A 22,449-nucleotide genomic window follows, 5' to 3' on the forward strand; every position below is an offset into this window, starting at 1 on the left:
AATATTTTCCTCCTGCTTTTCATCTCCGTGTAGTTCCTTGCTATTCTTGAGTACTGCATCTCTTCTTCAAAACTTGACACATTTTGTCGTGAATTACGCAAGTGCCATATAAGTTTATTTTTTAAACAGTGGAGTGGCTTTTTTCATACATTAATTTACAGCGTCAGCTTGCATCCTAAGGCTCTAATACAAGTGTTTTTTAATTTTCGGCAGCCTTGATTCGAGTCTGTTTAATGTTGAACTAGAGAGAGGAAATCCGCATGCGTGCTCTTACTTATCACGGTACTCGCGATGTACGAGTTGAATCTGTTCCTGATCCAGTCATTCAGGAAGCAGATGATGTCATTCTCAGAGTAACGGCTACTGCTATCTGTGGCTCAGACCTGCATCTTTATCGTGGGAAAATTCCCGCAACCGAACAGGGTGATATTTTCGGTCATGAATTTATGGGGGTGGTCGAAGAAGTCGGTCCTGAAGTCACTTCAGTAAAAAAAGGCGATCGGGTGATTATTCCCTTTGTGATTGCATGTGGCCACTGTTTTTTCTGTGAACACGAGCTGATGGCTGCCTGTGAAAATACCAATAGCGGACGTGGTGCGATTATCAATAAAAAACAGATTCCACCAGGTGCCGCCCTGTTTGGTTATAGCCATCTGTATGGCGGTGTACCAGGCGGTCAGGCCGAATATGTGCGGATTCCCAAAGGCAATGTCGGACCGTTTAAGGTTCCCGGTTCCCTGCCTGATGAAAAAGTATTGTTTCTGACCGATATTTTACCCACAGCCTGGCAAGCTGTGACCAATGCCCAGATTGGCCGAGGTTCCAGTGTCGCCATTTATGGAGCTGGGCCGGTCGGTCTGCTGGCTGCGGCCTGCGCACGCATGCTTGGTGCCGAACAGATCTTTATGGTCGATCACCATCCTTATCGCTTGCGTTTTGCTCATCAAACTTATGGGGCGATTCCGGTCAATTTTGATGACGTGGATGCAGCCGAATTCATCATTCAAAATACGGCAGGTTATCGTGGTGTCGATGCGGTGATTGATGCGGTGGGTTTTGAGGCCAAAGGGAGTATGCTGGAAACGGTAATGACCAATCTAAAACTGGAAGGTTCGAGTGGTTCTGCGCTAAGACAATGTATTGCGGCGGTGCGCCGTGGCGGTGTGGTCAGTGTGCCGGGGGTTTATGCCGGTCCAATTCACGGTTTCCTGTTTGGTGATGCCTTCGATAAAGGCCTAACCTTTAAAATGGGACAAACCCATGTGCACAAGTTCCTGCCACAATTACTGGAACATATTGAAAATGGTGATCTTTCGCCAGACCTGATTATTACCCATCGCATGAAACTGGAAGATGCTGCTGAAGGTTATCGCATTTTCGATAAACGTGAAGAAGACTGCCGCAAGATTATCCTGACACCATAAAAATTTAAGCAATAAGAAAGCGCCGTCAGGCGCTTTTTTTGTTTTTTACAGCATTTGATGAATTGTATTTTTTCTATTTTCAATCCACAAAATTTTGATGTCCTTTTCTGTTTTTTCTAAACATCATGCATAGCATGATTGTCACAATGAGATTTAGCACTCAGCCAGAAAATACAAACCTCAAGAAGGAATAAAAACAATAACACGATGATTTTAAATTAAAAAATGAAAATTCACTTGATTGTTAAATTAATTATGTAGTTTAACTACACCCTCTATTTTTCAATCAAAATATGTTTCACGCTCATTATTAAATAAAACTACAATAGATATATAAGTAATTAATTTTAAAAGTATTTATAGTTTTCAATAAAAATAGCTGCTCAAGCATGCTGACGAGTAGCTATTGATTTTGCAGGGTTGTATAACAGAGGAAATATAACTCTAAATAGCACTTTAAATTCAAAACGCCATTTTAAATTCAAAAGCACTTGTCCACAAGCCAAATATTTTAAATTTAAAACCAGAAATTAACTAGAGAGGGAGTTGGTTTGTGGATAAATACAATCTTATTCACATAACTAATTAGGGATAACTTTGTAGTTATCCACATACTTGATCATATTTAGAGCAGACCTTAAAATAATCCTATTCACATATTATTTGAGATACGGCAGGATATTTTAATAAGCCATTCAAATAATAGAATTTAAAAAAACCAGCTTTATCATTTTGTATTTATTATTTTCCAGCTCTATCGCTCTCCACTCTTCAATTCGGCCTTCGCTACGGGTATTTTTCATACACCAACTTTGGCTTCAATGGCTTCTACACGCTATTTTGCAGCACATGTACAATTGATCCTAGTATCGATAGTTATCCTTTAAACCCTGCTAAAATCTTCATATTTATAGTGGCACAATTACTTCCCCACCATGATAAATTGCATTCATCCAGATCTCATACTTGTCTTTATATTGCTTACTTATGGATAATTTTTTAGGTCGATTAGCCACCGCTTAATTCGACTTTTTTTGCAGCTAAAATCAGCTGATCATTTGGCAGAAAAGCACGACCTAGGTTGGAATGCTTCTAAAATAATTCAGATGATATTCGCATAAATTTTGCATCAAAAAAGCGCCTCGAAAGGCGCTTTTTAAAATCATCTTAATCAGGTATCAATGTCTGCATTCAAGGCATTTTCTTCAATGAAGGCACGACGTGGTTCCACATCATCGCCCATCAGACAAGAGAACATGCGGTCTGCTTCAATCGCATCGGTGACTGTCACTTGCAGCATGTTACGGTTATCCGGATCCATGGTGGTTTCCCACAACTGTTCCGCATTCATCTCACCCAGACCTTTATAACGCTGGATCATCATACCGCGACGCGAGTCAGACAGAATATGCTGCCAAACCTGATGAAAATTGTTCACGTTAATCTTACGATCACCCTTTTGTAAATAAGCACCTTCTTCAAGCAGGCTGAACCAGCTCTTCGAATTCTTTAATAAACGTGCATATTCACTTGAACCTAAAAGCACAGAGTCTAATAGATAACTATGTGGCAGGTTATGCACATAGATGGTGATTCTTGGTAACCAGCTTTGAGTTTTCTGGCCATCTGCCAGTTCTTTCTCGAAAGATTCCAGCGTTAATTCTGGACGTAGCGTCGGCTGAATGGCTTCAATCGCTGCACGCAGGTTTTCACCCCAAGTTTCGACATAACTTTTATCTTCAAGCTGATCGAGTTTAAAGGCGTCCAGCGACAGCAAAGCATCGAGCAAGCTCGCCGGATAACGCTGGGTTAAACGGGCCAAGCTCTTCTGTGAGGTTTGATAATCGGCAATCACCCTTGCCAGTGCTTCACCACGAATCGCAGGTGCTTCAGCACTGATATGCAGTTCTAGCTCGTCAATGGCATTGGAAATCAGGTAAGTTTCCAGTGCATCGTTATCTTTGATGTACTGTTCCTGCTTGCCTTTTTTCAGCTTGTAGAGTGGTGGCTGGGCGATATAGATATGACCACGCTCGACCAGTTCCGGCATCTGACGGAAGAAGAAGGTCAACAGCAGCGTACGAATGTGCGAACCATCGACGTCAGCATCGGTCATGATAATGATTTTATGGTAACGCAATTTGTCCGGGTTATATTCTTCACGACCAATACCACAGCCAAGTGCAGTAATCAGTGTGCCGACTTCCGCAGAGGAAATCATCCGGTCGAAACGCGCACGCTCTACGTTCAGAATCTTACCTTTCAGCGGCAAAATCGCCTGCATTTTACGGTTACGGCCTTGCTTCGCAGATCCACCCGCAGAGTCACCCTCGACCAGATACAGTTCAGACAAGGCTGGATCTTTTTCCTGACAATCGGCCAATTTACCTGGAAGACCGGCAATATCCAGTGCGCTCTTGCGACGGGTCATTTCACGGGCTTTACGCGCTGCATCACGGGCACGTGCGGCATCAATAATTTTGCCGGCAATCGATTTCGCTGCTTGTGGATTTTCTAAAAGATATTCAGAAAATGCCTTGTTCATGGCCTGCTCAACCGCAGTTTTTACTTCACTCGACACCAGTTTTTCTTTGGTCTGCGAAGAGAATTTTGGATCAGGCACTTTCACCGAGACGATCGCGGTTAAACCTTCACGCGCATCATCCCCCGAGACTGCAACTTTTTCCTTTTTCAGGATATTTTCGCTGTCCATGTAGTTATTTAAACCACGGGTCAGTGCAGCACGGAAACCGGCCAAATGTGTACCACCATCCTTTTGCGGGATGTTATTGGTAAAGCAGCGTACGTTTTCCTGATAAGAATCATTCCACTGTAATGCCACTTCTACCGTAATGCCGGTATCGGGCTGTGCAGTAGTGAAATGGAAAATATCGTTCAGATGCGTTTTGCCTTCGTTAATGTATTTAACGAACTCAGATAAACCACCTTCATAGTCATAGATATTTTCAAGGTTGACGCGCTCATCACGAAGTACAATGCGTACACCTGCGTTCAGAAACGATAGTTCACGCAAACGACGCGCCAGAATATCGACATTGAATATGGTTTGGCTAAAAGTTTCAGCACTTGGGTAAAAACGTACAGTGGTACCTGACGTTTCGGTTGTCCCTGTTTCACGTAATTTATAAACAGGATCACCATGACGGTATTCCTGTTCATAGGTTTTACCTGCACGACTGATGTTCAACAGTAGTTTTTCAGAGAGCGCGTTGACCACAGACACACCTACGCCATGCAAACCGCCTGAGACCTTGTAACTGTTGTCATCAAACTTACCGCCGGCATGCAGAATGGTCAAAATCACCTCTGCCGCAGACACGCCTTCTTCAGGGTGAATATCGGTTGGAATACCACGACCGTTGTCAGAAACTGAAACCGATTCATCTTCATGAATAGTCACTATAATTTCATCACAGTGGCCTGCCAAGGCTTCATCAATCGAGTTATCGACTACTTCGAACACCATGTGGTGCAAGCCTGTGCCATCGTCTGTGTCACCAATGTACATGCCCGGACGCTTACGTACTGCGTCTAAACCACGTAATACCTTGATGCTAGAGGAATCATAAGCCTTTTCAATGGTTTGTTCTGTTTGAGAAGCAGCTTGATCTTCTGAACTCATGGTTTCTCCCTAGTGAAAAATAGGTCTATCCCAAGATGGGTAAAACTAAAAAAATACTATTGCACAACAACCTGAACTGTACCGTTTTCAACATTGAATAACTGATATGAGATAGACAAATCATGTAAGTGCTTTTGTACTGATTCATGGTCTAAGGTGGTAATAAAAACTTGACTACCAAGTTGGCTCAATCGCTCAATTAAACGTTGTTGTGCGGTTAAATCTAATTCTGCTGTCACATCATCTAATAATACCACAGTTTCCTTATTACAAGAATGCAGCATTGCGATTTGCGACAGTTTTAACGCCATCATCAGCAGCTTTTTTTGCCCGCGTGACAGGATCACATCAGCATCCCCCAGAGGGGTTTTCAGACGCAAATCTGCGCGATGTGGACCGTATTCTGTATAACGTCTTTCCAGATCTTTTGCATGCTGATTGGTCAGATCATTCAGCAGGCCGGTTTCACTATGAAACCCCGGACTGTATTCCAGACTGATCTGCAGATCAGGCAATAGCTGCTTTAGATCATCTTCAAAAAAGGACTTCCACTGTTCCACGATACCCGCACGTTGCGAATGCAGAAGTTCACCATACTCACTCAGCATCTGGTTCCAAGGCTCCAGATCGGACAGACTCAAGAAACGTTTGCTTTTGAGCAAACTATTGCGCTGCTTCAAAGCACGCGAATAATATTGCCAGGCATGATAAAACTCAGGTTCCACGTGGAACATTAACCAGTCTAAAAGTTGACGTCGTGGCTTGGCACCATGATCAATAATATCGGTACTTTGTGGGTCAATCAGCTGCAAAGGCAATAGCTTGGCGAGTTGGCCCTGCGTTGCCACCAGATCACCATTGACCTTAATCAGCTGTTCCCCGCTGGCCATTTTTTGCATGCCGATTTTTTCGGTCGCGGACTGTGCAAACACAATCGCGTCTTGTGCGCCATGCTGAATATAATTTTTCGGGATATGGGTACGGAAAGAACGACCGGCAGCTAGCAAATGAATCGCCTCTAAAATCGAGGTTTTACCTGAACCATTTTGGCCATAAAAAACATTAAACGGCTGCAATCTGTGGAGAGCAACCGTCTTTAAATTCCGTACACGCTCAATATGTAAACGCGTAATATGCATGTCTTATACGAGTATCAATAGCCGCGACTTAAACACGCATCGGCATGACGACATAAGTTTGATCGGTATGTGCCGGGTCTTGTACTAACACAGACTGATTGGCTTCAGTCATGGTCATGGAGACATCATCACCATCCAGCACACCCAGCACCTCAATCAAGTACTGCGCATTAAACGACATCTCCAGCGGTGAGTCGGCATATTGAATGGCTAAGTCTTCAATCGCCTCATCCTGTTCCGGGTTATTGGCGCGAAGTTGCAGGGAATCGGCATTAAAATTCAGGAACACGCCACGGAGTTTTTCATTACTTAAAATCGCGACACGCTGCAAAGACTGCTTGAACACATCATGCGCAATCATCACGATTTTGTCACCGCCACGTGGAATCACACGACGATAATCCGGGAATTTACCATCAATCAGTTTGGTGGTGAAACGCACGGTAATATCGGCCTGTTCCTTGTCACGGCTTGGCATATTGATGGTCACATTCAGCAGTTCACGACCAATCAGCAAAGATAACTGCTCATCTTCAACACTGAGCAGACGCTGTAATTCCGCCACGGCTTTACGTGGCACAATCGCTTGAATCGGCTGGGTCGCAGTAGATTGAGCCGCAGTTTCACAAAGCGCCAGACGGTGGCCATCGGTGGTCACAGCACGCAGCTGATTGGCATCAATTTCCAGCAAAGTACCGGTCAGGTAAAAACGCACATCCTGCACCGCCATCGCAAAGGCAGTTTTCTCGAATAAACGCTTCAGCTCACGCTGGGTAACAGTTACTTGCGTACCTTGGGTGTTTTCAGTATTCAGTAATGGATAATCATCAGCAGGCAAGGTACCCAGCACAAAACGGCTGTTACCTGATTTGAGAATGCAGCGCTGATCTTCAGTAATATGCAAATCCACCAATGCCGCTGAAGGAAGTGACTTACAGATATCAATCAGCTTACGCGCCGGAACTGTGGTTTCCCCGGCCTGCAAACATGCACCTTCAGCCAGTGCGGTACTGGCCACCAGTTCAACCTCAAGGTCGGAACCGGTCACCGTTAATGCCTGGGCAGTCACCTGAATTTTCAGGTTAGATAAAATATTTAAGGTATGGCGACGTTCAACCGCTCCTACGACATGTGAGAGAACATTCAGTAAGCTTTCTTTCGCGATTTTTAAACGCACGGTGCATTCCTCTAAAGCTGAAGATTAATATAGAAAAAGTGAATTTTTAACGGTTTACTATGCGGCAAAAGCAGCCGCATAGCAAGAATAGAATTTGAGCGATTTAGGTCAACTTTGCAACAGACGTTGCAGGTTTTTATAGTCTTCGTTAAAGATTGGATCTTCCTCACGCAGGCTCTGCACTTTCTCGCAGGCATGCATCACGGTACTGTGATCACGACCACCAAAAGCCATGCCAATTTCTGGAAAACTGTCGCCGGTCAGTTCACGTGCCAGACCCATCGCCAGCTGACGTGGACGGGCATAAATTCGGGTGCGTTTCGGTCCGACAATCTCTTTTAAGGGAATACGGAAATATTCACTGACCACACGCTGAATATTTTCAGTACTGATGGTGCGGGCACGAATCGCCAGCACATCTTTTAAGGATTCACGCACCACATCCAGATCAATCGATGTGCCTTTAAAACGTGAAATTGCCACCACTTTGTTTAGCGCACCTTCTAGTTCACGCACGTTGGCCACCACCTGCTGCGCAATAAACAGGGCACAGTTACGCGGTAAATCCACCTGATTGCTTTCGGCTTTTCTTAATAAAATTTCAATCCGGGTTTCAATATCCGGTGGTTCAACCCCGACCGACAAGCCCCAGGAAAACCGTGAAACTAAACGTGGATCCAGTTCAGTCAGTTCTTTTGGATAGCGGTCCGAGGTCAGAATAATCTGCTTAGATTCATCTAAAAGTGCGTTAAAGGTGTAGAAAAATTCTACCAGGCTGGCTTCTTTACCGGCCAGTAAATGGATGTCATCGACCAGTAACAAATCCAGAGAACGGCAGTTTTTCTTAAATTCTTCCACTTTGCCTTGCTGCAAAGAACTAACAAAATCTTGTACAAAGCTTTCCGCGGTCATGTACATCACCCGTGCATTCGGCTTGGCCTGCAACAGTGCATTGCCCACGGCCTGCATCAAGTGAGTTTTACCCAGACCGGTCGGCCCATATAAAAATAAGGGATTATGCTGTGAAGCACCGAGTTGGGTCAGTACCTTGCGACAGGTTTCTGCTGCCATCTGGTTAGAACGGCCTTCGACAAACAGCGAGAAAGTAAATAACGGATTGAGCTGACGTCTACGGCTATTTTTAACCGTATCTTCTTTTTCTTTTTTCGGTTTTTGTACCGGCATTGGGGTTGAAGTCAACGCCGCGGTGGTGGTCGCTGGCTGTTCACTGGCCGATAAAATCGCACCAGGACGTGAATCGACCAAAATTTCGACCTTGCGTACCCGTCCTTCAGACAGCTGTTCGGCCAGAATCGTAATCAGTTCCAGATGATGCTCTTGAATGTAACGCGTCCAGTAAGGATTAGGTGCATACAAACGCAAGCTATCTTCCAGCTCTTCTGCAACCAATGGGCGAATCCACATTGTAAAGACATTTCCAGAGAGCTCTTGTCGCAGGCGATTTAAGCAGTCCGTCCAAAGCATGTGAATCCCCTATTCATTCCATTGTTCATTCAAAAAGATGACCGCGACCAAAAGCGGGTCGCCATTCTAACCAAGTTATCCACATCTGTCATGATCATTTCCACAGAAACTGTGCAAAAAGCCATCATCGTGCATAAATTTAAATTTAAAACCCGGTGTGGATAAGTTTATCCGCAAGCTGTGGATAAAATATAGCACAAAGTTATCCACAAAGTATAAAATTATTAGAAACAGTTTTATCCACAACATAAATGTATGTTTAGTTAAATAAAAAGTAGCTTATCCATAGAAAAAGTGCTCCCTAATAATAATAAACTTAAATTTATAAATTTGAATTTATTTATAAGCTTTGAGTTTTCTGTGGATAAATCGAGAGACTACGAATTTAAATTCAAAAACAGAATCTTGCTTTTAAAACCCTGGATGGATTGTGGATAACTTTGTTGATAGAGTTGTTTATAAGTTATATATCTATGTATAACAATAATTTAATCTGTGGTTAAGTATAATTTAGTCATTTTAGCAACAGTTTTTTTGAAAACTCGTATAAAAATCTTTTTTAAGTTTATTTGAAAAGAAAAGTGCTTTTGCATTGACAGCTCAAGCAATGAGCACTAAAATCGCGGACCTTCATAGAAAGATCATTTTTTGGAGTTTCAATATGAAACGTACATTCCAACCATCTGAATTAAAGCGTAAGCGTGTTCATGGTTTCCGTGCTCGTATGGCTACTAAAGCTGGTCGTCAAGTATTAGCTCGCCGTCGTGCAAAAGGTCGTCATAGCTTAACTGTTTAATCAGTTACGCTAAGACGATTTTGGGTGTTATGACAAAACTTTATAGTTTTGGTACAGAGTTGCGATTACGCTGTGCCGCCGATTATAAAGGTGTGTTTGATGGTGCGCTTTTTAAAGTGCATCAGCCCCATTTCTTATTTCTTGCAAAACATTCCGAACTGCCAAATAGCCGTTTGGGTTTAGTTGTTGCTAAGAAGAAAGTGCGCCGAGCACACGAACGAAATAGAGTAAAACGACTTGCTCGCGAAAGTTTTCGCCTGCATCAACAGCAATTAGATGACTTAGACATTGTAATCATGCCAAAAATTGGTGTGGAAGCAGTGCCTAATGCAGAATTGCATCAGCAATTACAATTTGCTTGGCAAAAACTGAACCGTCTTGCCAAAAAGCATACAAAAATAGCCCCCTCCCCACAAAAGTAGAGTAGGCCAATGGTACGTTTACTACATTGGTTGATACGTTTCTATCAGATTGCGATCAGTCCTTTATTGGGGCCGCGCTGTCGTTATATTCCAACTTGTTCTCAATATTCCTTGGAAGCAGTCCAGATACATGGGGCTGGACGTGGAGTGTGGCTGGCTACTAAGCGTATTTGCCGTTGTCATCCGTGGGGGGGCTCGGGATATGATCCTGTTCCCTCTAAAGCGATTCGTTTTATTTCATTTCAGCAAATAGATTCTCAAACGCTTCACGTTGCTGTACCCTTTCGTGATCGTTTATTGAACCAAAATCACTCTCACCACTTGGGGTAATACATATGCAACAATGGGCCAGGATTGCAATTCTCGGAGCCATGTTTGTTGTCGCATATTTGCTCATTTTGGCGTGGCAAAAAGATTATGGAAATGCTGAAACCAAACCGCAGCCAGAAACTGCTGTTGTTTCGCATGACGTATCTGCAGATTTGCCAAATGCTCAGACGGCTACAGTTGCCTCTGATCTGCCACAAGCGAATATGCCAGCGCAGCAAGCCACGGATGCCACAGCACCTGTAAGTCAGCAGCTTATTTCAGTACAAACTGACCTTTATCATCTTTGGATCAATCCGAAAGGTGGTGATATTGTTCGTGTTGAATTACTCAATCATGACAAAAACAAGGACAGCGATGAACCGTTCGTGATGCTGGAAAGCGATGCGAAACGTACTTATGTCGCTCAGTCTGGTCTGATCGGTCTGAATGGACCGGACAGCAGCCGTAACGGCCGTCCGACGTATGAGCTGGAAAAAACCGCTTATACCTTGGCAGACGCGAAAGCAACCAAATCTAAAGAGGGTGAAAACCTTAAAGTCTTGTCTGTACCGTTGGTATTTAAAACCGCGGATGGTGTCGAGATTATCAAAACCTTCAATTTCACTGAAGGTGAATATCCGGTTGTTGTGAACCACAAAGTGGTGAACCGCAGTGCTCAGACCTGGCAAGGTCAGATGTTTGGCCAGATCAAACGTGATAATTCAGAAGATCCGGGTAAATCAGACCAGGGTATTTTCACGCTAGGGACTTTCCTGGGCGGTGCCTGGGGTACGCCAGACGAGCAGTACAACAAGCTTAAATTTGACAACTTTGTTGAAGAAAAAGTCAGTACTGAAGCGACAGGTGGCTGGGTTGCCATGGTACAGCACTACTTTGTCAGTGCTTGGGTACCAGGTAATCTGAAGTTGACTCAGGGTAATGGTGAAGCGTATAGCGCCAAGCTTGAATCACGTAAATCAACCGATAACATGAACATTATTGGTTTTACTTCTCCAACCTTTAATGTGCCTGCAGGTACTGTGGCCGAGATTGATGCGACCTTCTATTCAGGTCCAAAAATCCAGTCAGAATTGAAGGATTTGGCCACAGGTTTAAACCAAACAGTCGATTATGGCTGGTTATGGCCAATTGCGAAGCTCTTGTTCGTGGGTCTGGAATTCTTCCATGGTTTAGTGGGTAACTGGGGCTGGGCAATTATTCTATTGACCATTCTGGTGAAACTGATTCTGTGGCCATTGTCGTCGAAGAGCTACCGCTCGATGGCGAAAATGCGTGTGATTGCTCCAGAAATGCAGCGTATGAAAGAAGAGTTTGGTGAAGACCGTATGCGCTTCTCTCAGGAAATGATGGCACTGTATAAACGTGAACAGGTCAATCCGCTTGCGGGCTGTTTACCGCTGTTATTACAAATGCCAATCTTCCTGGCTTTGTACTGGGTCTTGATGGAATCGGTTGAACTGCGTCATGCGCCATGGATGCTCTGGATTCAGGATTTATCCTCAATGGATCCATGGTTTATCCTGCCATTGTTAATGGGTCTGACGATGTATATTCAACAGTCCTTAAATCCTCAACCCACTGATCCAATGCAAGCCAAAGTCTTCAAGATTATGCCGGTGATTTTTACCGTATTCTTACTGTTCTTCCCTGCGGGCTTGGTTCTATACTGGATTGTGAACAACTTGATCACCATCCTGCAACAAGGTTTGATCAACAAGTCTGTTGCTAAAGAACGTGGCAAACGTGATGAAGCAACGCCAGTCAACTAAGTTGTAATGACGGGCTGAATAAATCCGCTTAAGATGATACTCTTAGGCGGATTTTTTTTGGCTGAACTTTTGGATTTTTTAGGTGAATTTTATGCTCAACCGAACCACGACTATTGCTGCGATTGCAACGCCACCAGGACGTGGCGGCGTTGGGGTGATTCGCCTATCGGGTCCAAAATCCTATGAAATTGCCGAAGCACTCACAAAACAACCCCTTGCCGGTGCACGCTATGCTGCCTTTCGTAAGTTTTACGATACTGCTGGTGAAATTATGGATGAAGGCTTAGCCATTTGCTTCCCGAATCCGCATTCCTTTACCGGCGAGGATGTGGTGGAGTTACAAGGTCATGGCGGTCCGGTGATTCAAAATGCCTTGCTTGCACGTTTGCTGGAACTGGGTGCGATTGCTGCCAAAGCCGGTGAGTTTTCCATGCGTGCTTTTGAAAATGGCAAGATGGACTTGGTACAGGCTGAAGCCATTGCTGACCTGATTGATGCCACTTCACAAGCAGCTGCGCGTTCTGCGGTTCGTTCCCTGCAAGGTGCATTTTCAAACAAAGTCAATACGGTGCTTGAGCAGCTGGTGCATTTACGTTTGCACGTGGAAGCCGCAATTGATTTTCCTGAAGAGGAAATTGACTTTCTGGCCGATGGCAAGATTCTGAATCTGCTCGATGGTGTGGCGACTGCGGTCACGCAAGTTCAGCAATCAGCACGTCAAGGTCAGTTATTGCGTGAAGGTTTGCAAGTGGTGATTGCCGGTAAACCGAATGCCGGTAAATCTTCATTACTGAATGCGCTGGCCGGGATTGAACGTGCGATTGTGACGGATATTGCGGGTACTACGCGTGATGTGCTGCATGAAAAAATCACCTTAAATGGCTTGCCAATTACCCTGACGGATACCGCAGGCTTGCGTGAGACCGGGGATATTGTCGAAAAAGAAGGGATTCGCCGCGCAATCAAGGAAATCGAACAGGCCGATTTGTTACTGCTGGTCTATGACCTAAGTCAAGGTGAAGATCCGCTGCAACTGGCCCAAGAATATTTTGCTGAACATATTGAAGCAAAACGCTTGATGCTGATTGGGAATAAGTGTGATCTGACTGGTGCTGAAGCTGCAATTGCTGATTTGAATGGTTTTCGGCATATCGCAGTCTCTGCCAAGCAGGAAACTGGTGTGCAAGCGCTCATAGAGGCGATTACAGCGCATGCAGGCTTCCAGCCTGAAGAAGATACCTTTATTGCGCGTACCCGTCATTTAGACGCAATGAAACGCACTCAACTGTATTTGGCTGAAGCACGTGAACAATTGGTGGTGTACAACGCCGGTGAACTGGTGGCGGAGTCCTTACGCCTAGCCCAGAATGCACTGGGGGAAATTACCGGTGACTTTAGTGCCGATGATCTGCTTGGAAAAATTTTCGGTTCGTTTTGTATTGGAAAGTAAGCAAAAAATTATGCATAAATAGCCCTCATCAGAGGAATGCCAGTCAGTTAAAAAATTGACTAGTATTTTCTTTTTTAAATTCATGATCATATTTGACAAGTAGAAAAGTCATCCGCAACTGTTTGAGGCAGGACTAGATTTAAAAATGATTGTTTCTGCGACAAATTTACTAGTCGATGGTGGCTGACGAGTTTTGCGGTGAGGAGTGTTGCTCCGCAAGATGCCTTCCTTGCGAAGCCTTGCTTCTCATTTGGGCGAAACCAAAGTAACAAATTATTTTCAAGTATTTGATTTATAAGGTGAAGACTCCGTCATGAACGACTAAAAAGTTAAAGAGTCTATTTCTAAACTCCTTAACTGATCAGCATTACCTCATCAGAGGGCTATTTTAAGCTTTTACACTGAGCTTCTGGTGGCATAACCAGAGCACGACACATAAAGCACTCATCGCCACACAGAAGCTGATCACAGCGAAATTTAATCCAAAATGGTCGGCCAAGTAACCCACCGCAAGAATCGGCACAATGGTGCCCAAATAGCCAATAAACAAGTAGGTCGACATCACCGCGGCCCGGTTTTGCAAAGTGGTTATAGCATGAATTATGCCAAAAGCCCCCATCAGGGCAAAACCATGCCCAATACCAAATAAGAGATCGCTCACGAAGAATAAGAAACTTGCCTTAAGCAATATACACAATGCAAGGCTGAGCAGGCTAATCAGCATCATGACCAAGCCGATATTCAGACATTTTTTTGCAGCGACCGCTTTGGCCAGGTATTGCACCACTGCAGATACCAGCAGAATACAGGTAATGGCGGTACCACTTACTAAAGGACCATGCCACGGTAAAATATCTTGCACAAAAGAAGGCGAAAGTGAGGCAAATAAACTAAAGGCAGCAAAGGCACTAAATGCAGTGAACCCAATGATCATAAATACAGCATGATATTGAGCCTCAGGACGCTGTAATTTGGGGGCGATACTAAAGGGCTGACGCTCAAAAGCAGGCACTTTTAACCAGAATAAGCCGATAAAACAAAGCACTGCTCCAACAATAATCGGAATATAGGGAGTCACCAGCGGGGCTTGAGAAAACTGCGCAATGACTCCCCCGATAAACGGACCCAGACCAAAGCCAATCGCAGTCAAAATAGAGACCCATTGCGGCGCAAGCTGCTTATGACTCTCCGGAATGGTCTGCATCATGCCAAGCATGGCAGAAGTCGTCATCAAACCAGAGGCAATCCCGATAATGAAACGGCCCAAAGATAAAATCAGGGCATTATTGGCAAAGACCGAAATAATCAAACCCAGACTAATAAACACGAGGCCAATTTGTAGAGTTTTTAAAAAGCCAATGCTATTGCTGGTGCGCCCCAGAAACAATAAGGTGCCCAGACAGCCAAACATATAGGCGACAAAAATATAGGTAATCTGGCTTGGGGATAAATTCCAGAGTTGTTGATAAATCGGATAGAGTGGACTCGCCAAAGCAGTACCAATCGTTCCCATGATTAAAGCCAGGCTGACCATCCAGAAGGGTCGCCAAGTGGTTATTGTTGTCATGAACATGCCGTTATAGTGTTGATCCTTGGCCAATCCATGTCAGGGCATAGCGAAGAAAAAGAAAAGTATATGCAGTGTAGAGCGGGCCAAGAAACATGGTCAAGGGCGAATCAGTAAAATATTTTAAATCAAATAGATATGTTTATATGGATTTCAATAAAATAATATATTGTTTTATAAGATATGAAATCTTAACCACAATGTAATCTCATGCAAGAATTTATTTTTGTCCGTCATTTAAGCTTCTTTTATCGCTTCTGTTCCACGTGAAACATAATGCAGTGATTAAACTTGGAATAAACAGTAACATAAATCCGTGGGTAATTTAAAAGCAGACCCATTAGAATCGAAGCATATTTTTATCTGATTCATGTAGAACATTCATGTTAAAAAAAACACTGATTATTGCTTTAAGTACATTTGTTTCAAGCTTCGCATTCGCTAATATTGATATGGTAAAAGCCAATCTGGCAAAGAATAGCCCCAATTTAAAAATCGAAAATATCCAGACCACGGAAATGAAGGGCATCTACAGTGGTTTTATGCAGGGTCAAGTGGTTTATCTGAATGAAGATGCCCAGCATCTGATTGCCGGGTCGATGTTGCGGATTCAGGATCAGCATAATCTGACCCGTGATTTGATACTAAAACAGAACAGTGTTGACTGGAAAAAATTGCCGCTTCAAGATGCTGTGAAAAGTGTAAGAGGTACGGGGAAACGTCAGATTGCGATCTTTTCTGACCCAAATTGCCCGTATTGTAAACAGCTTGAAGTAGAGTTGAAAAAACTCAAGGATGTGACGATTTATACTTTTATTCTGCCTTTAAAGCCACAATCGGTTGCGCCTTCAAAACAGGTGTATTGCGCGTCTAATCCTGCTCAGGCTTGGGAAGATCTTATCACTCAAGGTAGCCTGCCAAAATCGAAAAAAAGTTGTGCCAATCCGATTGAGCGCAATAAAAAACTGGCCCAGTCTTTGGGTGTGAATGGGACACCAGCAATTATTTTCTCGAATGGTTTTAAAGTCATGGGGGCCTATCCGGCAGAACAGATCGAACAGATTTTTAAGGAATTTTCACTATAAAGTTGAGAGATATACAAGAGCAAAAAGCACCCGACTGGGTGCTTTTACTGGAACTGCTCAGATTGAGCCAGAACCGCTTAGACCGTACGGCGTTTGGTCAGCATGTTATAAATAAACAGAATAATCACCGCACCGATCACGGAAGCAATCAGACCTGCCGCAGAATCTGCCGAATAAAGACCGAGCATACGACCAGCAAATGTAGCCAATAAGGAACCGGCAATACCTAACAGGGTCGTCATGATAAAGCCTGCCTTGTCATTACCCGGATGAATTGCACGTGCAATCAGACCCGCGATAAAACCAATGACAATCGCAACAATAATTGTCCACATAGGTATGCTCCTTATTATCATGTCTTTGTTTTTACATCATGTTTAATTATCTTGAAACAGAATAGAAAGCAAAAAAAGTTGAATCCTGAAACGAGATGTTATTTTTTGTTCCTATTTTTCTGTCTATTTGAGACATAAAAAAAGTGGCCTAAGCCACTTTTTTAAATAAACTTTAAAGACCGATTTCACCAATAAATGGCAGATGACGATACTTCTGGTCATAGTCCAGACCATAACCTACGATAAATTTATCTTCAACTTCAAAGCCCAAAAATTCGACCTTTAAATCGATTTCACGACGTGATGGTTTACTTACCAAAGTACACAGTTGAATCGAGTTTGGTTGGCGGGTTTGCAGGATTTCCAGCACCTTGCTCAAGGTATTTCCCGAGTCAATAATATCCTCAACCACCAACACGTCTTTGCCACGGATTTCGCCGTCTAAATCTTTCAGAATTTTTACATCACGCGAAGATAAGGTGCCACCGCCATAACTGGATACCGTCATGAAATCCAGTTCATGGGGTTTGGAAATCACCCGACACAAATCGGCCATAAAAATCACTGAACCACGTAATAAACCGATGAGCACAAGGTCTTTGTCACTATGGGCATAGTGTGCATCGATTTGAGCACCAAGCTCTTTGACTTTAGCTTGAATTTCTTCAGCGGAAATCATTACGCTCATTTGAACGGTCATGGGTAGATACCTAAAAAGTAAAAATAGCAAAATAAAAAAGGTGTTGACCTGCAACACCTGAATACACTGTAATTTTAATACATCCCTACTGCAGATGCACCTGTTTTGCATGCTGTAAATGTAATCATTTCTTTGCTGCCTGCGAATCCCTGCGCAGGATGAAAGTACAGGTCAGCAACATGGCAGAGACGATCAGCTAGCAATGGCGGTGCTGGGTTTTAGTCGTCTGAGCGGGTACATCGGGCTTTGACATAGACAGCTTCTCCGTAGACATAGGTCACTGCAATATTACGGTCATCGCCGAGCATGGTCAGTGCAAAAAATGCATCTTCAATATTTTTGGCTCTGCTTTGGCGTAACTGCTGTAAAGCAGTGGCATTTAGATCCAGCACCACAAAGTCCGCCTCCTTGCCGATATTAAAGTTCCCCAAACGATCGTCCAGACTTAAGGCTTTAGCACCGCCTAAGGTGGCATGATACAAGGCTTCAAAAGCAGAGAGTTTTTCTCCCTGCAATTGCTGCACTTTGTAGGCTTCATTTAAGGTCTGTAGCTGGTTAAACGAGGTGCCTGCCCCGATGTCGGTACCCAGACCAACTTTCACCTGCTTGTCCCACGCTTTCTTTAATGGGAATAAACCACTGCCCAGAAACAGGTTTGAGGTCGGACAAAAGGCAATCGCTGAATTGGTCTGCTGCATGCAATCCCACTCCTGCTCTTCCAGGTGTACACAATGTGCAAATACTGATTTTGCACCGGTTAAACCATAGTGATGATAGACATCCAGGTAGCCTTTACGTTCCGGAAATAACTCTTTGACCCAGGCAATTTCATTTTTATTTTCACTTAAATGGGTATGTACATAGACATCTGGATATTCGGCTTTGAGCTGACCTGCTTTTTCAAGTTGTTCATTGGTGGACGTCGGGGCAAAGCGAGGGGTAATGGCATACAGGTTACGGCCTTGCCCATGCCATTTCTCAATCAGCGCTTTAGAATCGGTATAAGCACTTTCTGCCGTATCCGTCAGCGCTTCCGGTGCATGTCGGTCCATCAAGACTTTACCGGCGATCAGACGCATATTTCTGCGGCTCGCCGCTGTAAACAAAGCATCTACTGATTCAGGATGTACGGTACAGAAGACCAGTGCCGTGGTGGTGCCATTTTTAAGCAATTCCTGCACAAAAAATTCGGCGATTTTTTCGCTATAGGCTGTATCTGCAAACTGGATTTCTGTTGGAAAAGTATAGGTATTTAACCATTCCAGCAGTTGTTCGCCATAGGCCCCGACCATCTCGGTTTGCGGGAAATGAATATGGGTATCGATCAATCCCGGCACAATCAGCTGTTCAGGATAATGGGCGACCTGGATATTTTCAGCTAGATGTTTCTGCCCTTCATCCCAGCTGCCAAACCATTGAATCTTGCCATCTTGCATGATGATCAGACCATCTTCTACATAGCGCACCTGGTCATCAATCTCATGTGCCTGGGCAACTGTATGCTGGATATCAAGGAAACGACCGCGGACTGCCGTTGTTGCAATCTGAGAAGACATGTTAAAACCTGTGCTTTTAATTTTTTCAATAGATTGTAACCCACTTCAGTGGATTTATAACGTGATCATGCTGACTTCATTTGCCTGAATTAAGTCGAAGCTGTGGTAAGGCAGTCGAGCAATAAAAAAAGTCCGCTCATGATTGAACGGACTTTTTTGACGCTAAAGATGATTGTCTATACAGTTATTAGAGCGTGGTTTGATTATGTTTTTTACTGTGGCGAATCGACAGGATCGCCGTGATCGTCAAGACAATCACAATAAAGCTCAGTGAAATCCAGATTGGCATATGGAATACATCCAGCATCAGCATTTTAAAGCCGATAAAGACCAGAATAATCCCGAGACCATAAGGCAGATAATGCATTTTTGATGCGGCACCCGATAACAGGAAGAACATCGCGCGCAGACCCAAAATCGCCATCAGGTTAGCAGTCAGTACAATGAAGGGATCGGTGGTCACAGCGAAAATTGCCGGAATAGAATCGACCGCAAAGATCACATCCGAGGCTTCGACCAGAATCAAAACCAGGAATAACGGCGTTGCCCACAGTAAACCATCTTTACGGATAAAGAATTTGTCACCTTCAAGTTGCGGTGTAATCCGCATACGTTTACGCAGCCATTTCAGAATCGCCATATCTTCAATATTGCTTTCTTCTTCATCCTGACCACGCAGGAATTTAAAGCCGGTATACACCAAGAAGGCACCGAAGATATATAAAATCCATGAGAATTCCTGAACGAACCAGGCGCCAATAAAAATAAAGATGGTTCTGAGGACAATCGCACCGAGTACACCGTAGAGCAGCAATTTACGTTGTAGCACGGGTGGAATGGCGAAAGCAGCGAAGATCATCAGCCAGACAAAGACGTTATCAATTGCCAGGGATTTTTCCAGCAGATAACCGGCGAAGTATTCCATGACCTTGGCATTGGCAATTGCAGTACCTGCGGTCTGCTCCAGATAGAGCCATAAACCGCCACCAAATAAAGTCGCGATACTGACCCAGGCAATACTCCAGTAGGCCGCAGTCCGGACTTTGACCTCCTGGCCATGCTGATGTTTAAAGCCGACGAAATCGATGATCAGCATGACTGCGACAATCGCGAAAAAGACAAGATACAGCCACAGCGTACCAATTGTTTCCATGTGAATTCTCCACATCTGACAATCGGCCATAAAAAAACCTTGACCTGTTGTCAGATGAAAAACATCTATACCAACATGATCAAGGTCTTGCCTACATCTCACTGTTACACTTCTTATTAAAAGTGTCGCAGTGAGATGCTCAGATACCGACTTTTTGCAAAGTGTAATGACGATATTCTGACACGTTGAACAATCTGAACCACAATTGCTAAACGTTTGGAGGAGGCTACTCCCCTTGTTCAAACGAAATTCTGTTTGAGCAAATGCTCAATATGTAGAAGCATGACAGATTTTTATTAAGACTACAATTTCATTTACAAAAATGCATGATTCAAGCGATTTTTTGGGCAATAAAATCCGGACGGCGAATTAAATATAACGTGATGAGAAAACCCAGACTGGCCAAGATGGCCCCGAGCCAGCCAATACTGTGCAAGCCGATCTGTGCCGTTGCGATCCCACCGAGTAAAGCGCCAGCACCAATTCCAATATTATACAGGCCAGAATAAATCGCCATGGCCACGTCGGTGGCATCGGAGGCCAGATTTAAGGTCTTTGCTTGCAAGGCCAGACTGAAACCAATAATACTGATGCCCCAGAGTAAAGCCAGGGTATTTAACTGCAAGACATTGCTGGACAACGGCAGCAATAATAGCAACGAGATAGCCAGCCCAAGTGTGAACAGTGGAATGGTAAGTTTGGGAAAATGCGGTGCAAAACGGCCAAATAGATAAGAGCCGATTAAACCTGCCCCACCATAGACCAGCAATAAAGTCGTGGTCTGTACAGAACTGAGCTGGGCAATATTTAGTGAAAATGGCTCGATATAACTATAGGCGGTGAATTGTGCACTAATCACAATGACCGTCAGGGCAAACACCAGCATCAGGCTTGGACGTTTTAACAAGGTTTTCAAGCTGCTGAGTGAACCTGAATTGACACTCGGTAATAAGGGCAAGGTTTTGGCCAGTAGCAGGCAGACCACGCTGGCGACGATGGCAATCAAGGCAAAACTATTGCGCCAGCCATAGGCCTCCCCGATCATGCGACCAAAGGGAATTCCCAGAACCATGGCCATGGCAGTACCTGTGGCCAATAAACCCAAGGCTTGAAATTCTTTGCCTGCTGGTGCGACACGTACTGCAAGCGAAGCGGTAATTGACCAAAACAGCGCGTGCGCTACTGCAATCCCGATCCGGCTAAATACCAGAACACTGAAACTCCAGGCAAAATAAGACAGCACATGACTGGAAATGAAGACCGCAAATAAAACCATCAACAAGAAACGTCGTTCAATGTTTTTGGTCAGTAGCATCATCGGTAAAGACAATAAAGCCACGACCCAGGCATAAATGGTCAGCATCAACCCGACCTGAGTCGCCGACATGTCAAAACTTGCGCCAATATCACTGAGTAAGGCCACGGGAATAAATTCGGTGGTGTTGAAAATAAAGGCGGCACTGGCTAACGCAATTACGCAGATCCATTGACGTCTTACCGAGGAGCTAAAAGAAGGGCTGGACATAAATATCTGGCTTAAACAACAGACAGGCAGTTTAAACCTGTTCATTGCACGGTGATATCAGGAAAGAGCACAGATTCACAATCGTTTAAAGAAATCGAACAATATGCGACTGAAAAATATGTCAGTCTGGATTAAAAATACGGAGTTTAGAGGATGTTGATTGAGCATCAGCAACAAGGCAGTCAAGGTCAATGGTTTGTCGAGCCAAATGAAAAGCGTCTGGCCGAAATGAGTTATTTCTGGAAAGATGAGGATCGACTGGTGATTGAACATACCTGGGTCGATGACAGTTTGCGTGGACAACATGTCGGACATTATCTGGTCGAGGCCGCTGTGAAGTTTGCCCGTGAGCAAGGGGTCAAGATTATTCCGGAATGCCCTTTTGCTCAATCGGTATTTGAGCGTGATCCTAATTTCAGCGATGTGTTAAGCAGTTAAAAATGAAAATAAAGGTGGAGATCTATGCAGATTCAATATCAAGATTCAAAACGCGGTGGTGTATTTTTTATGGAAGATCAAGGTCGACGTCTGGCCGAGATTACCTATCAATGGCGGGAAGCCTCGGTGATTATTGCAGATCATACCTGGGTCGATCATTCCTTGCGTGGTCAGGGCGTTGCCCGAAAAATGCTGGATGTGCTGGTCGATTTTGCCCGTGAAAAAAGTTTAACCATCATTCCGCAATGTTCCTATGTGGATGTGATGTTTAAGCGTGACCAAAGTTTATCTGATGTCGCGGCCTCTTCTACTTAATCATTTAGATCGATTTGCCAAGAGCAAAACGGCCTAATGAGCTTTCAATACAAGCTGATAAGTAGTGCGGTGATATGCCCTATTTTTCACTCCAGCTACAAATAAAAAAAGTCCGCCAAGCGGACTTTTTACTTTCCCGC

The 22,449-nt window shown here is 44.0% G+C and carries 19 protein-coding genes; 9 read left to right on the top strand and 10 right to left on the bottom strand.

The features are described from left to right. The first annotated feature begins 260 nt into the window (after window positions 1-260). Entirely contained in the window at window positions 261-1,424 is a 1,164-nt protein-coding gene (locus tag FTT73_RS13205) for a zinc-dependent alcohol dehydrogenase (RefSeq protein ID WP_005173519.1), read from the top strand. 1,171 nt (window positions 1,425-2,595) lie between these two features. On the opposite strand, the gene gyrB is transcribed toward FTT73_RS13205, so the two are convergent. The 4 genes from gyrB to dnaA form a co-directional block, all read right to left on the bottom strand. Beyond that, on the bottom strand, window positions 2,596-5,067 hold the full coding sequence (gene gyrB / locus FTT73_RS13210) for a DNA topoisomerase (ATP-hydrolyzing) subunit B (protein ID WP_180001638.1): 2,472 nt from the start codon (window positions 5,065-5,067) through the stop codon (window positions 2,596-2,598). 56 nt (window positions 5,068-5,123) lie between these two features. Next, a complete protein-coding gene (gene recF, locus FTT73_RS13215) occupies window positions 5,124-6,206 on the bottom strand; it encodes a DNA replication/repair protein RecF (RefSeq protein ID WP_005173511.1) in 1,083 nt (360 codons plus the stop codon). Between the two features lie 28 nt (window positions 6,207-6,234). Continuing rightward, window positions 6,235-7,383: a DNA polymerase III subunit beta gene (dnaN, locus tag FTT73_RS13220; RefSeq protein ID WP_005173508.1), complete on the bottom strand. Its 1,149-nt coding sequence runs from the start codon at window positions 7,381-7,383 to the stop codon at window positions 6,235-6,237. A 108-nt stretch (window positions 7,384-7,491) separates the two neighbouring features. Then, window positions 7,492-8,868, bottom strand: coding sequence for a chromosomal replication initiator protein DnaA (gene dnaA / locus FTT73_RS13225; protein ID WP_180191548.1), 1,377 nt, complete (start codon window positions 8,866-8,868; stop codon window positions 7,492-7,494). Between the two features lie 661 nt (window positions 8,869-9,529). On the opposite strand from dnaA, the gene rpmH reads away from it, so the two are divergent. The 5 genes from rpmH to mnmE all read left to right on the top strand — a co-directional run bounded on the left by rpmH (window position 9,530) and on the right by mnmE (window position 13,635). Beyond that, window positions 9,530-9,664, top strand: coding sequence for a 50S ribosomal protein L34 (gene rpmH / locus FTT73_RS13230; RefSeq protein ID WP_000831329.1), 135 nt, complete (start codon window positions 9,530-9,532; stop codon window positions 9,662-9,664). 29 nt (window positions 9,665-9,693) lie between these two features. Next, window positions 9,694-10,086 carry a ribonuclease P protein component gene (gene rnpA / locus FTT73_RS13235; protein ID WP_100355778.1) on the top strand — a complete coding sequence of 131 codons (393 nt, stop codon included), beginning with the start codon at window positions 9,694-9,696 and terminating at the stop codon, window positions 10,084-10,086. A 9-nt stretch (window positions 10,087-10,095) separates the two neighbouring features. Beyond that, window positions 10,096-10,416, top strand: coding sequence for a membrane protein insertion efficiency factor YidD (gene yidD, locus FTT73_RS13240; RefSeq protein WP_005173498.1), 321 nt, complete (start codon window positions 10,096-10,098; stop codon window positions 10,414-10,416). Between the two features lie 5 nt (window positions 10,417-10,421). Beyond that, a complete protein-coding gene (gene yidC / locus FTT73_RS13245) occupies window positions 10,422-12,185 on the top strand; it encodes a membrane protein insertase YidC (RefSeq protein WP_180191549.1) in 1,764 nt (587 codons plus the stop codon). 91 nt (window positions 12,186-12,276) lie between these two features. Continuing rightward, window positions 12,277-13,635 carry a tRNA uridine-5-carboxymethylaminomethyl(34) synthesis GTPase MnmE gene (gene mnmE, locus FTT73_RS13250; protein ID WP_005173492.1) on the top strand — a complete coding sequence of 453 codons (1,359 nt, stop codon included), beginning with the start codon at window positions 12,277-12,279 and terminating at the stop codon, window positions 13,633-13,635. A 388-nt stretch (window positions 13,636-14,023) separates the two neighbouring features. Here mnmE and FTT73_RS13255 read toward each other — a convergent pair whose 3' ends face one another. Then, on the bottom strand, window positions 14,024-15,169 hold the full coding sequence (locus FTT73_RS13255) for an MFS transporter (protein ID WP_074383794.1): 1,146 nt from the start codon (window positions 15,167-15,169) through the stop codon (window positions 14,024-14,026). A gap of 416 nt (window positions 15,170-15,585) precedes the next feature. Here FTT73_RS13255 and FTT73_RS13260 point away from each other — a divergent pair, with 416 nt between their 5' ends. Further along, window positions 15,586-16,287: a DsbC family protein gene (locus FTT73_RS13260; protein WP_005173487.1), complete on the top strand. Its 702-nt coding sequence runs from the start codon at window positions 15,586-15,588 to the stop codon at window positions 16,285-16,287. Window positions 16,288-16,364: 77 nt separating this feature from the next. On the opposite strand, the gene FTT73_RS13265 is transcribed toward FTT73_RS13260, so the two are convergent. From FTT73_RS13265 to FTT73_RS13285, 5 genes are all read right to left on the bottom strand, one after another. Next, entirely contained in the window at window positions 16,365-16,622 is a 258-nt protein-coding gene (locus FTT73_RS13265; protein ID WP_005173486.1) for a GlsB/YeaQ/YmgE family stress response membrane protein, read from the bottom strand. Between the two features lie 172 nt (window positions 16,623-16,794). Continuing rightward, on the bottom strand, window positions 16,795-17,322 hold the full coding sequence (gene hpt, locus FTT73_RS13270; RefSeq protein ID WP_159516724.1) for a hypoxanthine phosphoribosyltransferase: 528 nt from the start codon (window positions 17,320-17,322) through the stop codon (window positions 16,795-16,797). Between the two features lie 218 nt (window positions 17,323-17,540). Next, the gene (gene guaD, locus FTT73_RS13275) at window positions 17,541-18,878 is read right to left on the bottom strand and encodes a guanine deaminase (protein ID WP_100355775.1); all 1,338 of its coding nucleotides are present in this window, start codon (window positions 18,876-18,878) and stop codon (window positions 17,541-17,543) included. Window positions 18,879-19,065: 187 nt separating this feature from the next. Further along, window positions 19,066-20,031, bottom strand: a complete 966-nt coding sequence (locus FTT73_RS13280; RefSeq protein WP_005173479.1) for a TerC family protein — start codon at window positions 20,029-20,031, stop codon at window positions 19,066-19,068. A 331-nt stretch (window positions 20,032-20,362) separates the two neighbouring features. Continuing rightward, window positions 20,363-21,556 (bottom strand): sugar transporter, encoded by a 1,194-nt coding sequence (locus tag FTT73_RS13285; RefSeq protein ID WP_100329857.1) that lies wholly within the window; start codon window positions 21,554-21,556, stop codon window positions 20,363-20,365. 153 nt (window positions 21,557-21,709) lie between these two features. Here FTT73_RS13285 and FTT73_RS13290 point away from each other — a divergent pair, with 153 nt between their 5' ends. Then, window positions 21,710-21,994, top strand: a complete 285-nt coding sequence (locus FTT73_RS13290) for a GNAT family N-acetyltransferase (RefSeq protein WP_005173474.1) — start codon at window positions 21,710-21,712, stop codon at window positions 21,992-21,994. 24 nt (window positions 21,995-22,018) lie between these two features. After that, window positions 22,019-22,309: a GNAT family N-acetyltransferase gene (locus tag FTT73_RS13295; protein ID WP_100329856.1), complete on the top strand. Its 291-nt coding sequence runs from the start codon at window positions 22,019-22,021 to the stop codon at window positions 22,307-22,309. The last annotated feature ends 140 nt before the right edge of the window (window positions 22,310-22,449 follow it).

The organism is Acinetobacter sp. YH01006 (assembly GCF_013420445.1).
GTDB classification, from domain to species: Bacteria; Pseudomonadota; Gammaproteobacteria; order Pseudomonadales; family Moraxellaceae; genus Acinetobacter; species Acinetobacter pseudolwoffii.